The 16,778-nt window shown below is 56.9% G+C and carries 12 protein-coding genes; 9 read left to right on the top strand and 3 right to left on the bottom strand.

The window, feature by feature from the left end:
- Window positions 1-67: 67 nt before the first annotated feature.
- The 4 genes from treR (at window position 68) to ACW9E7_RS01280 (ending at window position 5,151) form a co-directional block, all read left to right on the top strand.
- On the top strand, window positions 68-1,015 hold the full coding sequence (gene treR, locus ACW9E7_RS01295; RefSeq protein WP_032651468.1) for a trehalose operon repressor TreR: 948 nt from the start codon (window positions 68-70) through the stop codon (window positions 1,013-1,015).
- Window positions 1,016-1,143: 128 nt separating this feature from the next.
- The gene (gene treB, locus ACW9E7_RS01290) at window positions 1,144-2,562 is read left to right on the top strand and encodes a PTS trehalose transporter subunit IIBC (protein ID WP_458728360.1); all 1,419 of its coding nucleotides are present in this window, start codon (window positions 1,144-1,146) and stop codon (window positions 2,560-2,562) included.
- Window positions 2,563-2,613: 51 nt separating this feature from the next.
- Window positions 2,614-4,269, top strand: a complete 1,656-nt coding sequence (gene treC / locus ACW9E7_RS01285; protein ID WP_458727119.1) for an alpha,alpha-phosphotrehalase — start codon at window positions 2,614-2,616, stop codon at window positions 4,267-4,269.
- A gap of 135 nt (window positions 4,270-4,404) precedes the next feature.
- Entirely contained in the window at window positions 4,405-5,151 is a 747-nt protein-coding gene (locus ACW9E7_RS01280; protein WP_133293659.1) for an oligogalacturonate-specific porin KdgM family protein, read from the top strand.
- Window positions 5,152-5,159: 8 nt separating this feature from the next.
- On the opposite strand, the gene ACW9E7_RS01275 is transcribed toward ACW9E7_RS01280, so the two are convergent.
- A complete protein-coding gene (locus ACW9E7_RS01275; RefSeq protein ID WP_133293658.1) occupies window positions 5,160-5,819 on the bottom strand; it encodes a MurR/RpiR family transcriptional regulator in 660 nt (219 codons plus the stop codon).
- Between the two features lie 180 nt (window positions 5,820-5,999).
- Between ACW9E7_RS01275 and ACW9E7_RS01270 the strand changes: the two genes are divergently transcribed.
- The 5 genes from ACW9E7_RS01270 (at window position 6,000) to nrdG (ending at window position 13,664) form a co-directional block, all read left to right on the top strand.
- Complete coding sequence (locus tag ACW9E7_RS01270) at window positions 6,000-7,403, top strand: fructose PTS transporter subunit IIB (RefSeq protein WP_248175279.1); 1,404 nt, start codon at window positions 6,000-6,002, stop codon at window positions 7,401-7,403.
- A 10-nt stretch (window positions 7,404-7,413) separates the two neighbouring features.
- Window positions 7,414-10,011 (top strand): glycoside hydrolase family 38 N-terminal domain-containing protein, encoded by a 2,598-nt coding sequence (locus ACW9E7_RS01265; RefSeq protein ID WP_458727118.1) that lies wholly within the window; start codon window positions 7,414-7,416, stop codon window positions 10,009-10,011.
- A 1-nt stretch (window position 10,012) separates the two neighbouring features.
- Window positions 10,013-10,585, top strand: a complete 573-nt coding sequence (locus ACW9E7_RS01260) for a fructose PTS transporter subunit IIA (RefSeq protein ID WP_458727117.1) — start codon at window positions 10,013-10,015, stop codon at window positions 10,583-10,585.
- Window positions 10,586-10,955: 370 nt separating this feature from the next.
- A complete protein-coding gene (gene nrdD, locus ACW9E7_RS01255) occupies window positions 10,956-13,094 on the top strand; it encodes an anaerobic ribonucleoside-triphosphate reductase (protein WP_008501397.1) in 2,139 nt (712 codons plus the stop codon).
- A 105-nt stretch (window positions 13,095-13,199) separates the two neighbouring features.
- On the top strand, window positions 13,200-13,664 hold the full coding sequence (gene nrdG, locus ACW9E7_RS01250) for an anaerobic ribonucleoside-triphosphate reductase-activating protein (RefSeq protein WP_271368990.1): 465 nt from the start codon (window positions 13,200-13,202) through the stop codon (window positions 13,662-13,664).
- A gap of 32 nt (window positions 13,665-13,696) precedes the next feature.
- Here the strand turns inward: nrdG and ACW9E7_RS01245 are convergent, their stop codons facing one another.
- Both ACW9E7_RS01245 and ACW9E7_RS01240 read right to left on the bottom strand, forming a co-directional pair.
- Entirely contained in the window at window positions 13,697-15,607 is a 1,911-nt protein-coding gene (locus ACW9E7_RS01245) for a BglG family transcription antiterminator (protein ID WP_458727116.1), read from the bottom strand.
- A 19-nt stretch (window positions 15,608-15,626) separates the two neighbouring features.
- Window positions 15,627-16,763, bottom strand: a complete 1,137-nt coding sequence (locus ACW9E7_RS01240) for a lactonase family protein (RefSeq protein ID WP_458727115.1) — start codon at window positions 16,761-16,763, stop codon at window positions 15,627-15,629.
- Between the last annotated feature and the right edge of the window lie 15 nt (window positions 16,764-16,778).

Raw genomic sequence — 16,778 nt, 5'->3', positions numbered from 1 at the left:
CATAGCGAAATCGCGCTATAGCATTAGGCTCAATTCACTACATCGTCGTTGTTACAGGGAATACAGCATGCAGAACCGTCTTACGATTAAAGACATCGCGCGTTTAAGCGGCGTGGGGAAATCGACCGTCTCACGCGTGCTGAATAACGAAAGCGGCGTCAGCGAACGCACCCGCGAGCGCGTCGAGGCGGTTATGAATCAGCACGGTTTTTCCCCTTCCCGCTCCGCGCGCGCCATGCGCGGGCAGAGTGACAAAGTCGTCGCCATCATTGTCTCGCGTCTGGACTCTCTGTCTGAAAACCTCGCCGTGCAGACGATGCTGCCCGCCTTCTACGAGCAGGGATATGATCCGATCATGATGGAGAGCCAGTTCTCGCCACAGCTGGTGGAAGAGCATCTGGGCATGCTCCAGCGGCGCAACATTGACGGCGTGGTGCTGTTCGGCTTTACCGGCATCAAAGACGAGATGCTAAAACCCTGGCAGCCGTCGCTGGTGCTGCTGGCGCGCGATGCCCACGGGTTTGCCTCCGTCTGCTATGACGACGAGGGCGCGATTATCACCCTGATGCAGCGCCTGTTTGACGAAGGCCATCGCCACATCAGCTTCCTCGGCGTCCCGCACGCGGACGTCACCACCGGCAAGCGTCGTCATGAGGCCTACCTGGCCTTTTGCAAAAAGCACAATCTTTCCGCCGTGGCCTCCCTGCCGGGTCTGGGCATGAAGCAGGGCTACGAGCAGGTCGCCAGCGTACTGACGCCGCAGACCACCGCGCTGGTGTGCGCCACGGATACCCTTGCACTGGGTGCCAGCAAATATCTGCAGGAGCAGCGTATCGATAACCTGCAGGTGGCGAGCGTCGGCAGCACGCCGCTGATGAAGTTTCTGCACCCGGAGATCATCACCGTCGATCCGGGCTACGCCGAATCCGGCAGACAGGCCGCCGCGCAGCTGATCGAGCAGATCAACGGGCGCGCTGAGCCGCGGCAGATCGTCATTCCCGCTCACCTTTCGTAATCGCCATAAAACAGATTATTGTGATCTTCGCCCGATTTCGGGAACGTTCCCATTTTCGCCGCCACGCTGAAGGAGTAGGCTTGCGCTCAGGTCATTACCCCCCTCACCATCTGTCATGAGGTTTCATGATGAGTAAAGTCAAACAAGCAGATATCGATCGGCTGATCGTCCTGGTCGGCGGCCGCGAAAACATCGCCACCGTCAGCCATTGCATTACCCGCCTGCGCTTCGTGCTGAACGATCCGGCCAAAGCCAACCCGAAGGCCATTGAAGAACTTTCCATGGTCAAAGGCTGCTTCACCAACGCCGGTCAGTTCCAGGTCGTGATTGGTACCGAAGTGGGCGATTACTATCAGGCTCTGCTGGCGACAACCGGGCACTCCTCCGCCGATAAAGAGCAGGCGAAGAAGGCCGCGCGCCAGAACATGAAGTGGCACGAGCAGCTGATTTCCCACTTCGCGGAAATTTTCTTCCCGCTGCTGCCCGCGCTGATCAGCGGAGGCTTGATCTTAGGCTTCCGTAACGTCATCGGCGATGTGCCGATGAGCGACGGTAAAACCCTGGCGCAGATGTATCCGGCGCTGAAAACCGTTTACGATTTCCTGTGGCTGATTGGCGAGGCGATCTTCTTCTATCTGCCGGTCGGGATTTGCTGGTCCGCGGTGCGTAAAATGGGCGGCACGCCGATTCTCGGAATCGTGCTGGGCGTCACGCTGGTCTCTCCACAGTTAATGAACGCTTACTTACTTGGTCAGCAGGTGCCTGAGGTGTGGAACTTCGGCCTGTTTACCATCGCCAAAGTGGGCTATCAGGCTCAGGTCATTCCGGCCCTGCTGGCGGGCCTGGCGCTGGGCTTTATTGAAACGCGCCTGAAACGCATCGTGCCGGATTACCTCTATCTGGTGGTGGTGCCGGTCTGCTCGCTGATCCTGGCGGTGTTTCTGGCGCACGCCTTTATCGGTCCGTTTGGCCGCATGATTGGCGACGGCGTGGCCTTCGCGGTGCGTCACCTGATGACCGGCAGCTTCGCGCCAATCGGTGCCGCGCTGTTTGGCTTCCTGTACGCCCCGCTGGTAATCACCGGCGTGCACCAGACCACGCTGGCCATTGATATGCAGATGATCCAGAGCCTCGGCGGCACACCGGTCTGGCCGATTATCGCCCTGTCTAACATTGCTCAGGCGTCAGCGGTGACCGGCATCATTATCGTCAGCCGCAAGCACAACGAACGCGAGATCTCCGTTCCGGCGGCCATCTCCGCCTACCTCGGCGTCACCGAACCGGCGATGTACGGTATCAACCTGAAATACCGCTTCCCGATGCTCTGCGCGATGATCGGTTCCGGTCTGGCTGGCCTGGTGTGCGGACTGAACGGCGTAATGGCAAACGGGATTGGCGTCGGCGGCCTGCCGGGCATCCTCTCCATCCAGCCCGCTTACTGGCAGGTGTTCGCCCTCGCAATGGCCATCGCCATTATCGTCCCAATGGCGCTCACCACCGTGATTTACCAGCGTAAGTTCCGTCAGGGCTCGCTGCAGATTGTTTAACTTTTTCTTTCGGGGCGCAGTTGCGCCCCTTCGCATTTGCAGGAACGCATTATGAATACCCTTCCTCACTGGTGGCAGAACGGCGTCATCTATCAGATTTACCCAAAGAGTTTCCAGGACACCACCGGCAGCGGCACCGGCGATCTGCGCGGCGTGACGAAGCGTCTGGACTACCTGAAAACCCTCGGTATCGACGCCATCTGGCTGACGCCGTTTTATATCTCCCCGCAGGTGGACAACGGCTACGACGTGGCAAACTACACCGCCATCGATCCGGCCTACGGCACGCTGGATGATTTCGACGAGCTGGTCGCTGAGGCGCACGCGCGCGGCATTCGCATCGTGCTGGACATGGTGTTTAACCACACCTCCACGCAGCACGCCTGGTTCCGCGAGTCGCTGAACAAAGCGAGCCCGTACCGCCAGTTCTACATCTGGCGAGACGGCACGCCGGAGCAGTTGCCCAATAACTGGCGCTCCAAGTTTGGCGGCAACGCCTGGCGCTGGCACGCGGAGAGCGAGCAGTATTACCTGCACCTGTTCGCGCCAGAGCAGGCGGACCTCAACTGGGAAAACCCGGCGGTGCGCGGCGAGCTGAAAAAGGTGTGCGAGTTCTGGGCCGACCGCGGCGTCGACGGCTTGCGCCTCGACGTCATTAACCTGATTTCGAAAGATCAGGATTTCCCTGACGATAACACAGGCGACGGCCGCCGCTTCTACACGGACGGCCCGCGCATCCACGAATATCTGCAGGAAATGAGCCGCGACGTCTTCACCCCGCGCAACCTGATGACGGTGGGCGAGATGTCCTCGACCTCGCTGGAAAACTGCCAGCAGTACGCGTCGCTCGACGGGCGCGAGCTGTCGATGACCTTTAACTTCCACCACCTGAAGGTGGACTACCCGGGCGGCGAAAAATGGACGCTGGCGAAGCCGGACTTCGTGGCGCTCAAAACCCTCTTCCGCCACTGGCAGCAGGGGATGCACAACAAAGCCTGGAACGCGCTGTTCTGGTGTAACCACGATCAGCCGCGCATTGTGTCGCGCTTCGGTGACGAAGGAGAATACCGCGTTCACGCCGCGAAGATGCTCGGCATGGTGCTGCACGGCATGCAGGGCACGCCGTATATCTACCAGGGGGAGGAGCTGGGGATGACCAACCCACACTTCAGCCGCATCACCGATTACCGCGACGTGGAGAGCCTGAACATGTTCGCGGAACTGCGTGCCAGCGGCCGCGAGCCGGATGAATTACTGGCGATTCTGGCGAGTAAATCCCGCGATAACGGGCGAACCCCAATGCAGTGGGACGCGTCGCACAACGCGGGCTTTACCGAGGGCGAACCGTGGATTGGCGTCTGCGGTAATTACGAAACCGTGAACGCCCGTACGGCGCTGGACGACCCGGATTCAGTGTTCTACACCTATCAGTCGCTGATTCGTCTGCGCAAAACCCTCCCGGTGCTGACGTGGGGGGATTATGAGGATCTCCTGCCGGAACATCCTTCTCTTTGGTGTTACCGCCGTCACTGGCAGGGGCAGACGCTGATTGTTGCGGCAAACCTGAGTCACGAGCGCCAGCAGTGGCAACCCGACCCGGTGACAGGAGTGTGGCGGGTCGCACTCAGCAACTACGAGGAAGTCTCCTCCCGTCCCGATGCGCTGCTATTGCGTCCGTTTGAAGCCATCTGGTGGGTGCAGGAATAAACGTCAGGAGATACGGCATGCTGTATCTCCTTTTTTATGTTTAGCGATACGCTAAATGTACGACGATAACTTTTACATCGCGGCGTACCCAAAATAAAAATAGCCCTGCCAATCAAATAACCTCGGCAGGATATTATGAAAAAGACAATTATTAAAGCAACGTGTATTAGCACATTATTATTAAGCTCACAGGGATGGTGCGGAAATACGTCCGTCGATCTTCGTTTTGGTCATAATACGCGCTCAGACGTAAATGATTCACGTATTAAGGTCATGCATCAGGCGAACAACGGTTTTTACTTCTCCGTCGAAGCCGCACAAAACCACAACGATACCTTTTTTGGTGATAATGACAGATACAATCCCAACGACAAAGGGGTAACAGAGGCAGCCCAGGAGATCGAAACGCGCTGGCGCTTCGATCTCGGAAACGGCTTCGCGGTTGCGCCGGGCCTGGTGACGGTTTTCACTGCCAGCAACACGCATTACCGCCCTTTCATTCAGGGCTGGAAAGCGTTCGATAATGGGCTGAACCTTTCTGCCCGCTATCGTTATAACACCGTAAACGATGCGCACAGTGACAGAAAACTAGACGGCAACGGCTATACCCGCCGCGAGTCACACCAGTTCGACATTTGGTTCGCGTATAACATCGGCAAATTCGGTATGTCCTACAATCCGCGCTTCCGCTGGCAGGATAACGTCGATCAGGGAACCGGGGATGACACCTACTGGGAACACACTATCGCATTCAACTACAAACTCGACGAGGGCTGGACGCCTTACGTCGAACTGGTTTCTCTGGATAAAACGTACATCACTGCTGATGGCAATCATGAAAATGACTATGCCGTACGTCTGGGGATAGTGAAGCAGCTCTGACAGCCTGACTACACCGTATCGTGCTGCAGCAGCCTGCAGCCGATGCGGTCCACGGCGCTTAACAGTTCAAGCTGCCCTTCCCGCTGATACAGCGATACCGCGTTAATGTCGATCGGTAACGGCCAGCATAACGTTGAGATTGCAGCAAGCGTCGATCCTTCGCGGGTAATCGCAATAATCTTTAACCCTTTGCGCAGCGCGTTACGCGCCATTTCAATCAGCGACTGCGTCTCCCCGGATTTACTGATCAGCACCAGTGTTCCCTTCGATACTCGTGTCAGTTGGTGCATGTCATTCAAAATAAGGTGCGGCAGGCTCGCCAGCGATAAAAAACGCGACAGGTAGTTGAGACTGGTGAGCGAGGCACCCCGTGCGTACAGATAGATATGGCTGGAATGGGTGAGCAACCTTGACACCTCCGCCACAATATCGTCCGCCTGTGTCCCTACGCCGGATGCTGAAGGCACGGGTGTAAAATGATCGCGCAAAAAACGATACCGAAGTTCGGTATAACTTTTATACCCCATTTTTTTACACACACGATTAACGGATGTTGTCGTAGTATAGGTATCACGGGCTATCTCTTTTGCCGATATATTAGAAATATTACCCGCGTGATGTTGAATGTATTCAAATATCAAACGTTCACTTCCCTGAAATGAATTCATAAATTACGCCCTGTTTAATCCCGGCATGATATTAGCACAGCAGAAAAATAGTCTCTGGAAGGCGCTTCACACATTGCATTTACGCGTATCACGATACGTAATTAGTATTAGCAATACGTTAAAAACTGCTTTATGTTCTCTTTATACTTTCCCTGTTTTCACATCCAGGGAATTATGACAATGACGAAACGAAAAGTTGTCGCGGTAACGGCCTGCCCGACAGGTATTGCACACACCTTTATGGCGGCGAATAAAATTATTGCGTGGGCTAAAGAACACAATATCGAGGTAAAGGTCGAAACGCAGGGCAGCGACGGCGTTAAAAACCGCTTAACAAAGCAGGATATCGCCTCCGCCACGGCCATTATTCTGGCAACCGACGTCCCCATTCAGGATGCCGAGCGTTTTGAAAACATTCCCCACCTTCAGACCCGAACACAAGATCTCATCAAGCATACCGATCGCTATCTGCGTCAGGCGCTAGCCATGGAAAAAAACGTCACCTCGACCTGCGTAACAGACGAAGACGATATTCCGCGTTCGGCTTACCAGGTCTTTATCGGCCATATCATGGCGGCCATCAGCTACATGCTGCCGGTGGTGGTTATGGGTGGGCTGATGATGGCAGCGGCCAAAATTACCGGCCAGTTTATTAACATTGAGCATTCGCCATTCAGCGTACTGGATAAAGTGGGCTTTATGACCATCAAGTTCATGTACCCGGTCTTCGCCATGTTTCTGGCGTTTTCGATTGCCGGTAAACCGGCGCTGATCCCTGGGCTTATCGGCGGCATCATGTCCGACGAAGTCTACAAGCGCTTCTTTGATATCGAAGGCTTTATGCCGTCCGGCTTTTTCGGCGCGATTGGCATTGGCTTTTTTGTGGGCTATCTGGTGCGCTGGCTCAATGATTCGATTCACGTCCGCCAGCAGCTCACCACCATTAAAACCATGCTGGTCGTCCCGCTGATCACCGGCATTACGCTGGTGATGGTCATGGAATACCTGATTAACCCCATATTTGGCTCGCTTAACCAGCTGATGGTGGTCTTTTTTACCTCAGCAGGTGACACCGGGCGCGGATTCTATTCCGCGATGATCGCCGCAGGCACCGCGTTCGACCTGGGTGGTCCGGTCAACAAGGCGGCAGGCTCGGTCGCGCTCGGCCTGAATGGCATGAGCGAAACGTTTGATCTCACCGCCCGCGAACTCTCCATCGTGATCCCCTCAATTGGCGTCGGCTTTGCGGCGTTTCTCAACGGCCGCTTTGGATTACCGGATGTCTTCAGCCGGGAAGAAAAAACCGTCGGGAGTACCTCGTTGCTGCTGGGCGTGATTGGGATCTCCGAAGGCGCGATCCCATTTATCCTGAAAAATCCACGCCTGATCCCGGTGTTCATGACCGGTGCCGTTGCCGGCGCGCTGGTCGCCATTGCACTCGGCGTGAAGCAGACGCTGCCTCTGCCGGCCATCTGGGGCTGGCCACTGGCAACCAATGTGGTGGGCTACCTGGCGAGCGTTTTTGTTGGCGCACTGATTTGCGCCCTGGGCGTGCTTTATGTCAGCCCAAAGAACGCCGGGTAAGGGGAACGTCATGAATCAGATCCACGTCATTGCCCACACGCATTGGGATCAGGAGTGGTATTTCACCCATCAGGACAGCATGGTGCTGGCGTCATATAACTTTGCAGAGGTCATCGACACGCTGGAGAAGGATCCGGCTTACAGCTGCTATCACCTTGACGGACAGATGGCGGTAGTGGAGGATTTTCTCGCCATCAATCCCGATTATCGCGTCAGGCTGGAAACGCTGGTCAGAGAGAAAAGGATCTTTGTGGGACCATGGTATACCCAGACGGACACCTACAACGTGCATGGCGAATCCATTATCCGCAATCTTAAGTACGGCATCTTCGCCGCTCGGAAGCTGGGGCACGCCATGCAGGTCGGGTATCTTCCTGATACCTTCGGCCAAAATGCGCAGATGCCCACGATTTTGCAGGGCTGCAATATCGACAACATCGTCTTCTGGCGCGGTATCGATCACGACAAACAAGCTAAAAGCAGCCAGTTCCTCTGGCGCGCGCCATCAGGGGCGACCGTTATCGCCTGCGCGATGGCGTTTGGTTATGGTGCGGCCAAAAACATGGATTCCGAAGCGAGCCATCTGCAGGGCAAAATCTACCCAATGGTCAATCTTCTGCGTTCACGTGCCGGTATCAACGACCTGCTCCTGCCCTGCGGCGGCGATCAGGTCAGCATCGACCCGGCACTGCCAAAAATCCTGCAGGTCGCCAGCGCAAGCTCCCCGGACCAGGACCGCTACGTCATCAGCTCGCTGGAGCGCTACGTCGACATTCTGCGTGCGCAGCGTGAGCAGTTTGAACGCTGGGAAGGGGAGCTGAAATCGCCGCGCTACACCCGCATCCATAAAACGATCGGCTCCGTGCGCTATGACATCAAAAAGAAAAATGATGAGGTTGAGCAGTTTATCCTGCGACAGCTGGAGCCGACAATCGCAATGGCGCGTCATCAGGGGATCCCGGTCAATCTCTCACTCGTCGATACGCTCTGGAAAAAGCTTTTGCGAAGCCATGCCCACGACTCCATCGGCGGTTGTAATAGCGATGCCACCAACCGCGACATACTGCATCGGCTGGAGCAAACCGAACAGCTGTGCCACAGCCTGTGGAATCTGGTGGTGAAAATGCTGGCCGCCGCCTGCGCTCGGGAAGGCGACCTGCTGATTTTCAACCCGCTGGCCATCCCAACGCAGCGCGTGGTGATAACCACCCTGTATAGCCGGGCTGATAATATCGCCCTGACGTATCAGGGGCAGCCCATCCCCTTCGACGTCCTGAAAAAGGACATTCTGCCCGGCGGAACGGCGATCTCTCTTACCGCCGAAGGCGAGCGTGAGACATCCCTTCCCCCTTACTACCGCTGGCACGTGGCGGTAAAGACACCGGTTCTTCCGCCGCTCGGCTATCTCAGCGTTAATGTTGAAGATGGCCGTGCGCCTCTACGGGAGCCTGAGCAGACAAAGAGCAGCGAGATAGAGAATGCGCATTATCGACTGACACTTGACGCCGGAACGCTTATCCTGGAAGACAAACGCAGCGGCAGACGCATCCCCTCTTTCTTTACTCTCGAAGATTGTGCGGACGCGGGCGACAGCTACGATTTTTCACCGCTTGCGGGCGACACGCCGACGCGCTGTTCGTATTTTACGCTCCTCAGCGGCGTGAAAACGCCGCTTGTCGAAAAGCTGACCTTCAAAGCCACAATGCTTCTTCCGCAGGATCTCGCCAGCCGTCAGGATGCGGCCCGAACGCCGTTATCCATTCGTTTCGTCTGCGAATTACGCCATGGCGATCCGAACCTGTATGTCGAGGCTTCTCTGGAAAACAACCACTGCGATCACCGACTTCGTTTACTGATCGGCAGCGATATTCATACCCGTCACGCGATCGCTTCACAGCCATTCGCGATAATTCAGCGCGAAACAGGGTGTGCAGGTGAAAACTGGCAGGAGCGCTATCGCGAGATGCCCGTGGATATCGAAACCACCGAGGGCATTATTGCTGTCGCGGAAGCGGGCAAAGCGCTGGTAGTGAACAGCCGCGGTATGAAGGAATTTCAAATTATCGGCAGTGAACCAGCGGCGATCGCCCTGACCTTGTTTAAATCAACGGGCGTGCTGGGACGCAGCGATCTCCAATGGCGACCGGGCCGGGCGTCCGGCATTAATAATACGGTGGTTGAGACCCCCGATGCCCAGCTGCTGAAACCGCTGAGCTTTTCATTCACCGTCGCGCTGGCCGACAACGCCGGGCATCTTACGCTTCGCCAGCTGGAAAATCAGGCGGCCGGACAGCCCTTCACCTATCAACGTCAGACGCTGCACACGCTCGATCACCGTCTTGAGCGCTTTTCGTTGCATCTGCCCGACCGAAGGCTTCCGGCAGAATTCTCATTATTGAACCTGCCGGAGCCGCTCATTCTCTCTGCCCTGCCCCATGCGCAGCAGTCGCCAGGTACGGTCGTCCGCGTATTTAACGCCGGCAAGAAGCCCGTTCCGGTCCCGGCAAGTCTGGCGGGGCTTCGTCAGATCAACTATCTGGAAGAGCCCGTACAACCGGTAACGGCGATCCTCCCTTCCGCGACCTGCGATTTTTTAATTGAGGCTTAATATGAACTTGCTTGCATTGACGCATCCCGATCTGGTTTTTATCAACCCGCAATACCGTACGCCTGAAGCGCTGATACGCTGGCTCACCGAGCCGCTCGCAAAGCGAAAAATTATCAGCGATCGAGAGACGTTTATCCAGAGCGTATTACAACGCGAAAGTGAAGGTCCTACCGCGCTGGGTGAGGCGCTCGCTGTCCCACACGGAAAAGCCCAGGCGGTGCAGCAGGCGGCGTTTTGTCTGGCACTCTTCGATGAACCGATACGCTGGCCAGGTCTGGAAGGTGATGAAGAGGTGAGAATGGTCTTCCTGCTCGCCATTCCACCAGCGGAAGCAGGCAGTACCCATATGCAATTGCTGACGACGTTGACCTGTTTATTAACGGAAGACCGGGTGCGTGAGCAGATTCTGGCGGCACGCACACGGGAAGAGGTAATGTCCGCACTGAATACGGAAGAGCCGCCGAACGAGGATGAGCCCTCCGAAAATACCTTCCTCATTCCGCTCATTCTGGGCAGTATCGCTACCGCAGCCTTTCTGCAGGCAGGATTGAGTTGGGCCAGCGGGTTAAGTTAACCGAATAGCGCTCGGCACACACTGTGCTGAGCGCTTGTTTTTGCTAAATAATTAATCAGATTTTTCTCTCGCGCCTTTACAATCGCTGAAGCGCCCGTCGTTTGTACTCTCGTCTTTTTACTTTGTTCTGAATCAAATAAATCGCAAACATGTTTGATGCAAATCACTATATGTAGAACTTAAAATGCACGCCGACCCAACATCTTGTATTTATCGTCTACTATTCCAACAACAAGACGGCGCTTACGCTGGCCGGAACTGTGGATAACACGAGCTGGGAACGCGGGAAGTCTTTGGCCTGGCGGGGAATACGCCCGGAGAAGTCTTCTCCACCTCTGTGGATAACCTGTTTTCAAAAAATGGAGTGATCATGACACCGCATGTGATGAAACGTGATGGCTGTAAAGTGCCGTTTAAATCAGAGCGCATCCAGGAAGCCATTCTGCGTGCAGCTAAAGCAGCGGGAGTCGATGACGCAGATTACTGCGCCACCGTCGCAGAAGTCGTTAGCAGCCAGATGAACGAACGCAGCCAGGTCGATATCAATGAGATCCAGACCGCGGTTGAAAACCAGCTGATGGCGGGGCCTTACAAGCAGCTGGCACGCGCCTACATTGAGTACCGTCACGATCGTGACGTGCAGCGCGAGAAGCGCGGTCGTCTGAACCAGGAGATCCGTGGTCTGGTAGAGCAGACCAACTCTGCCCTGCTCAATGAAAACGCCAACAAAGACAGTAAAGTGATCCCGACCCAGCGCGACCTGCTGGCCGGTATCGTCGCCAAACACTATGCCCGTCAGCACCTGCTGCCGCGCGACGTGGTCTCGGCGCACGAGCGCGGCGAAATTCACTACCACGATCTCGACTATTCGCCGTTCTTCCCGATGTTCAACTGCATGCTGATAGACCTGAAAGGCATGCTGACCCATGGTTTTAAAATGGGTAACGCCGAGATTGAACCGCCAAAATCAATCTCCACGGCCACCGCGGTCACGGCGCAGATTATCGCCCAGGTCGCCAGCCATATTTATGGCGGCACCACCATTAACCGTATTGATGAAGTGCTGGCGCCGTTCGTGACGGCAAGCTTCAACAAGCACCGTAAAACGGCCGAAGAGTGGCAGATCCCGGACGCTGACGGCTACGCCCATTCCCGCACCGAGAAAGAATGCTACGACGCCTTCCAGTCGCTGGAATATGAGGTGAACACGCTGCACACCGCCAACGGCCAGACGCCGTTTGTGACCTTCGGCTTTGGCCTGGGCACCAGCTGGGAATCGCGCCTGATTCAGCAGTCCATCCTGCGCAACCGCATTTCCGGCCTCGGTAAAAACCGCAAAACCGCGGTGTTCCCAAAACTGGTGTTTGCCATTCGCGACGGCCTAAACCACAAGTTTGGCGATCCGAACTACGACATCAAACAGCTGGCGCTGGAGTGCGCGAGCAAGCGCATGTATCCGGACATCCTGAACTACGACCAGGTTGTGAAAGTGACCGGTTCGTTTAAAACGCCAATGGGCTGCCGCAGCTTCCTCGGCGTGTACGAGGATGAAAACGGCGAGCAGATCCACGACGGGCGCAACAACCTGGGCGTCATCAGCCTCAACCTGCCGCGCATCGCGCTGGAGGCGAAAGGTAATGAAGCTGAGTTCTGGAAACTGCTGGATGAACGTCTGCAGCTGGCGCGCAAAGCGCTGATGACCCGTATCGCCCGTCTGGAAGGGGTGAAAGCCCGCGTCGCGCCGATCCTCTATATGGAAGGGGCCTGCGGCGTGCGCCTGAAGGCGGACGATGACGTATCCGAGATCTTCAAAAACGGTCGCGCGTCCATTTCGCTGGGCTACATCGGCATTCACGAAACCATCAACGCGCTGTTTGGCGACACGCACATGTACGACAGCGAAGCCCTGCGCGAAAAAGGGATCGCCATCGTTCAGCGCCTGCGCGACGCGGTAGACCAGTGGAAAGAGGAAACCGGCTACGGGTTTAGCCTCTACAGCACGCCGAGCGAGAACCTGTGCGACCGCTTCTGCCGTCTGGACACCGCCGAGTTCGGGATTGTGGAAGGCGTGACCGACAAAGGGTACTACACCAACAGCTTCCACCTCGACGTCGAGAAGAAGGTCAACCCGTACGACAAGATCGACTTCGAAGCGGCGTATCCGCCGATCGCCAGCGGCGGCTTCATCTGCTACGGCGAATACCCGAACATTCAGCACAACCTGAAGGCACTGGAAGACGTGTGGGATTACAGCTACCAGCACGTGCCGTATTACGGGACCAACACGCCAATTGATGAGTGTTACGAGTGCGGCTTCACCGGCGAGTTTGAATGTACCAGTAAAGGCTTTACCTGCCCGAAATGCGGCAACCACGATGCTGCTCGCGTCTCCGTGACCCGTCGCGTGTGCGGCTATCTCGGTAGCCCGGACGCGCGTCCGTTTAACGCCGGGAAGCAGGAAGAGGTGAAGCGTCGCGTCAAGCATTTGGGGAACGGGCAGATCGGTTAATCCTCAGCCACGTTAATGCCCGGTGGCGCTGCGCTTACCGGGCCTACGGACCGCTCTCTTTTGTAGGCCGGGTAAGCGCAGCGCCACCCGGCGTGGTTATTCGCTATGAACTATCACCAGTACTACCCTGTCGACATCGTCAACGGCCCCGGCACCCGCTGCACCCTGTTTGTTTCAGGCTGCATCCACGAATGCCCCGGCTGCTACAACAAAAGCACCTGGCGACTCAATTCCGGCATGCCGTTCACCGCGGAGATGGAAGATAAAATCATCAGCGACCTGAACGACACGCGCATTCACCGCCAGGGAATTTCGCTCTCCGGCGGCGATCCGCTGCACCCGCAAAACGTGCCGGATATCCTGAAGCTGGTGAAGCGCATTCGTGCAGAGTGTGCGGGAAAAGATATCTGGGTCTGGACAGGCTACAGGCTGGATGAACTGAATACGCAGCAGATGGAAGTGGTGGATCTGATTAACGTGCTGGTCGACGGCAAGTTCGTGCAGGATTTAAAAGACCCGGCTTTGATCTGGCGCGGCAGCAGTAACCAGGTTGTACATCATTTGCGTTGATCAAAGGCGGATGTTATCCATCCGCCCTTACCTCAAAACCGACTCAAACTCTCCATCGCCACCGCCTTAAATTCGGCAAAGTCACTGCAGCTACAGAGCCGCGACATCGCCCGTTCACGCAGGAAGGTGACGAAGATATCGTAAATCGCCATCGCCTCTTCGTATTCGCTTTTGCTGATGGCGAGCAGGAAGATGACGTGAGCGGTTTCGTCGCCCCACTGAACGCCGTTCGGGGCGAGCACGGTGTAGACCACCGTTTTCTGCGCCAGCAGGCCGAGGGAGTGCGGGAGCGCGATGCCGTCGCCGAGCATGGTGCTGACAATAGCTTCACGTTCAACAACCGAATCCAGAAACTCCGCGCCGACAAAGCCTTCTGCTTCAAGCTGTTCACACAGCTCGCGGAAGAGCGTCTGCTGATCGATTGGCTTGTCGATAATGCGGAAATGGGCCGCGTCGAAGTATTTATCCAGCATCCACGGGCGGGTGCGGTCCACCAGCACCAGTTTGCCAATCTGTTCTAACTGATAGTCGGTCGGGAACGGGGCGATCGTTACTACCGGTTTCGACTTTTCGCTGACGCGTGCGGTGGCTATCACAAAGTCTTCGCCAATGGTTTCCGCAACCTCGTACTCGCGCAGGGTGAGCGTGCGCGTCACCTCAATCTGCGGATATTTACGCTGCAGCACCGCCTCAATCATGCGGACCATCGCGTTACCGGCGTCGCATACCAGCAGCACGCGCGGCTGGCGCTGGTAGCCGATGTTGTAGTGGCGCTCCAGCCCGACGCCAATGTGCAGCACCAGGAAGCCAATCTCGTTTTCGCTGATCGCATACGGCGTGTATTTGCCCCAGCTCGACACCGCCGCCAGCGTCATGTCCCACGCCATCGGGTAGTGCTGCTTGATGTTATCCAGCAGCGGATTGGGGATCATAATTTGATACCGCACGCGGGTGATCATGGTTTTGATGTGCGTGAGCAGGTCCGCGTGCAGCTGCGCGTCGCTCAGCAGATTGTAGTTATAGTGGGTGTTGATATAGCGCAGGATGTAGTTGACCAGCGCTTCGTCGTCATCCGCGTTAATTGCGCTCGGGGCAATCTCCTGAATCTGCCGCGCCGCAATGTGCACGCACAGCCAGCTCTCCTCCGAAGGTGAAAGCGCTTTGCCCGCCAGCTGCTGGATAGTGACGGCGATATCCTTCGCCGCCTCGCGCACGTTCTCTTCCACGTCTTCGGCGTGGAATTCCGGCAGCGGATAGCCCTCGCTGATGCGCCGCACCGACACCGCGCAGTACAGGCGCAGGAACAGCTCGCCTTCGTCTGTCAGACGGATGTGATGACGCGTCAGCGCCTCGTGCAGCACGGGCACCATCTGCTCCGCCACGCCTGCATTCAGCGCCACGTCGGTCACCAGCGGATTCAGGCTGTCCTGCTGCGCAAGCTCCCAGAGCAGATCGGTCAGGCACGCGCGGGTCGACATCTCGCTGCCAAACAGCTTCATGCCGTGGCGCGGACGCGTTTCCAGCGTCAGGTTATAGCGATGAAACCACTCGCGCACCTCCGCCATGTCGCTTTGCAGCGTGGCGCGGCTGACGAACCACTCGTCCGCCAGGTCCTCCAGCTTAAGAGAAAATGCCGAGGTCAAAAAACGCACCACCAGATAATGCACGCGCTCCGGCCCGGTGCGGGGGATACGCAGCGCGCGCGGGTGGGATGCCTGCAGCTGCTGGTAGCGCTGGGCATCATCTATTTTGAGCTGGTAGCCATTGCCCCTGCTCAAGATAAACTGCGCGCCGTGGCTTGCCAGCAGCGCGTTCAGGGCGGTGATATCGGCACGGACGGTTCGCGTGGAAACCGACAGCCGCTGCGCCAGTTCGTCCTGCGGCAGCGTCTCGTTTTGCAACAGTTCGAAAAGTTGCGCTAAACGTTGGTTCGGAAATCGCACGTCGTTGTCCTCTTACGGCTTAAGGTGAAATGACCATCTGGGATGGGCTGCCGACCGGGGTATAGTCCGGTTCGAAGCTCAATTTCCCGTCCTGCGCCACGCGGAAACGGGTAATGTTGTCGCTGCGCTGGTTCATGACGTACAGCCAGCGTCCCTGCTTATCGAGCGTCAGGGTGCGCGGGTAATCACCACGCGTCCACACGTCATCCTGATGCGTCAGCGTGCCCTCCGCCGTTACGGTAAAGTGCCCGATGCTGTTATGCAAACGGTTAGCCACATACAGCTGTTTGCCGTCGGCGCTTAACGCCAGACCGGCAGCAAAGCTGGTGCCTTTGTAACCTTCAGGCAGGGCTGAAATTGTTTTGCCCTCTTTTAAGGTGCCGTTGGCGTTCACGGTATAATGGGTGAGCGTAGACGCCTCTTCGTTAATCAGCCACAGGGCATCGCCCTTCGGCGTAAAGACAAAGTGGCGCGGCCCGGCCCCTTTTGAGGAGGAGCTGATAAACGGCGGATCGTTCGGCGTCAGATTTCCTGTCCGATCGTCAAAGCGGTACTGATAGATGCGATCCAGCCCAAGATCGGTCGAAAACACGTATTTCCCGCTCGGATCGGCGGCGATCATGTGCGCATGCGGGCCGTTATGATCGCTGATCGCGAAACTGCCCTCGACGGCAGCTTCCGGCTTCGCCGCGCCCGGTTCGCCTTGATCCTGACGTTTGTCCGTGGCGTCACCCAGGCTGCCGTCTGCGTTGACGGGTAAAATGGCAATCGATCCGCTGACGTAGTTCGCCACCAGAAGATGCTTGCCGTTCGGCGTCAGGGAGAGATACACCGGCCCCGCACCGCCGGAGGCCACCTGATTCAGCTCGCTCAGCTCACCGTTATCGCCGACGCGCAGCGCCTGCACCACGCCCTGCTCCACTTCGCTTGCCAGATACAGCGTTCTGCCGTCCCGTGAAAGGGTCAACTGCGCCGCATTCGGCAGTTTGCTCACCAGCGTTTTATCGTTCAGCGCGCCGGTTTGCGGGTTAACAGTAAAACGGTACAGCCCTTCACCGTTCGGATTATAGGTGCCCACCCAGGCGTATTGCGTCTGGGCGACAGCGGCGGTGGCGAACATTGAGAGTGAAGCGACAAGCAGGGTACGGGTGTGCATGGTGGCTCCTTCAGG

This window comes from Enterobacter sp. H2G27 (assembly GCF_054403075.1).
The sequence above is the reverse complement of the archived record's forward strand: the minus strand, read 5'-3'. Positions and strand labels throughout refer to the sequence as shown.

Bases quoted from the DNA above. Each gene is read 5' to 3' on its own strand.
- treC (WP_458727119.1), top strand. From the start codon at position 2,614: ATGAATACCCTTCCTCACTGGTGGCAGAACGGCGTCATCTATCAGATT.
- ACW9E7_RS01270 (WP_248175279.1), top strand. From the start codon at position 6,000: ATGACGAAACGAAAAGTTGTCGCGGTAACGGCCTGCCCGACAGGTATT.
- treB (WP_458728360.1), top strand. From the start codon at position 1,144: ATGAGTAAAGTCAAACAAGCAGATATCGATCGGCTGATCGTCCTGGTC.
- ACW9E7_RS01260 (WP_458727117.1), top strand. From the start codon at position 10,013: ATGAACTTGCTTGCATTGACGCATCCCGATCTGGTTTTTATCAACCCG.
- ACW9E7_RS01275 (WP_133293658.1), bottom strand. From the start codon at position 5,819: ATGAATTCATTTCAGGGAAGTGAACGTTTGATATTTGAATACATTCAA.
- ACW9E7_RS01265 (WP_458727118.1), top strand. From the start codon at position 7,414: ATGAATCAGATCCACGTCATTGCCCACACGCATTGGGATCAGGAGTGG.
- nrdG (WP_271368990.1), top strand. From the start codon at position 13,200: ATGAACTATCACCAGTACTACCCTGTCGACATCGTCAACGGCCCCGGC.
- ACW9E7_RS01240 (WP_458727115.1), bottom strand. From the start codon at position 16,763: ATGCACACCCGTACCCTGCTTGTCGCTTCACTCTCAATGTTCGCCACC.
- nrdD (WP_008501397.1), top strand. From the start codon at position 10,956: ATGACACCGCATGTGATGAAACGTGATGGCTGTAAAGTGCCGTTTAAA.
- ACW9E7_RS01280 (WP_133293659.1), top strand. From the start codon at position 4,405: ATGAAAAAGACAATTATTAAAGCAACGTGTATTAGCACATTATTATTA.
- treR (WP_032651468.1), top strand. From the start codon at position 68: ATGCAGAACCGTCTTACGATTAAAGACATCGCGCGTTTAAGCGGCGTG.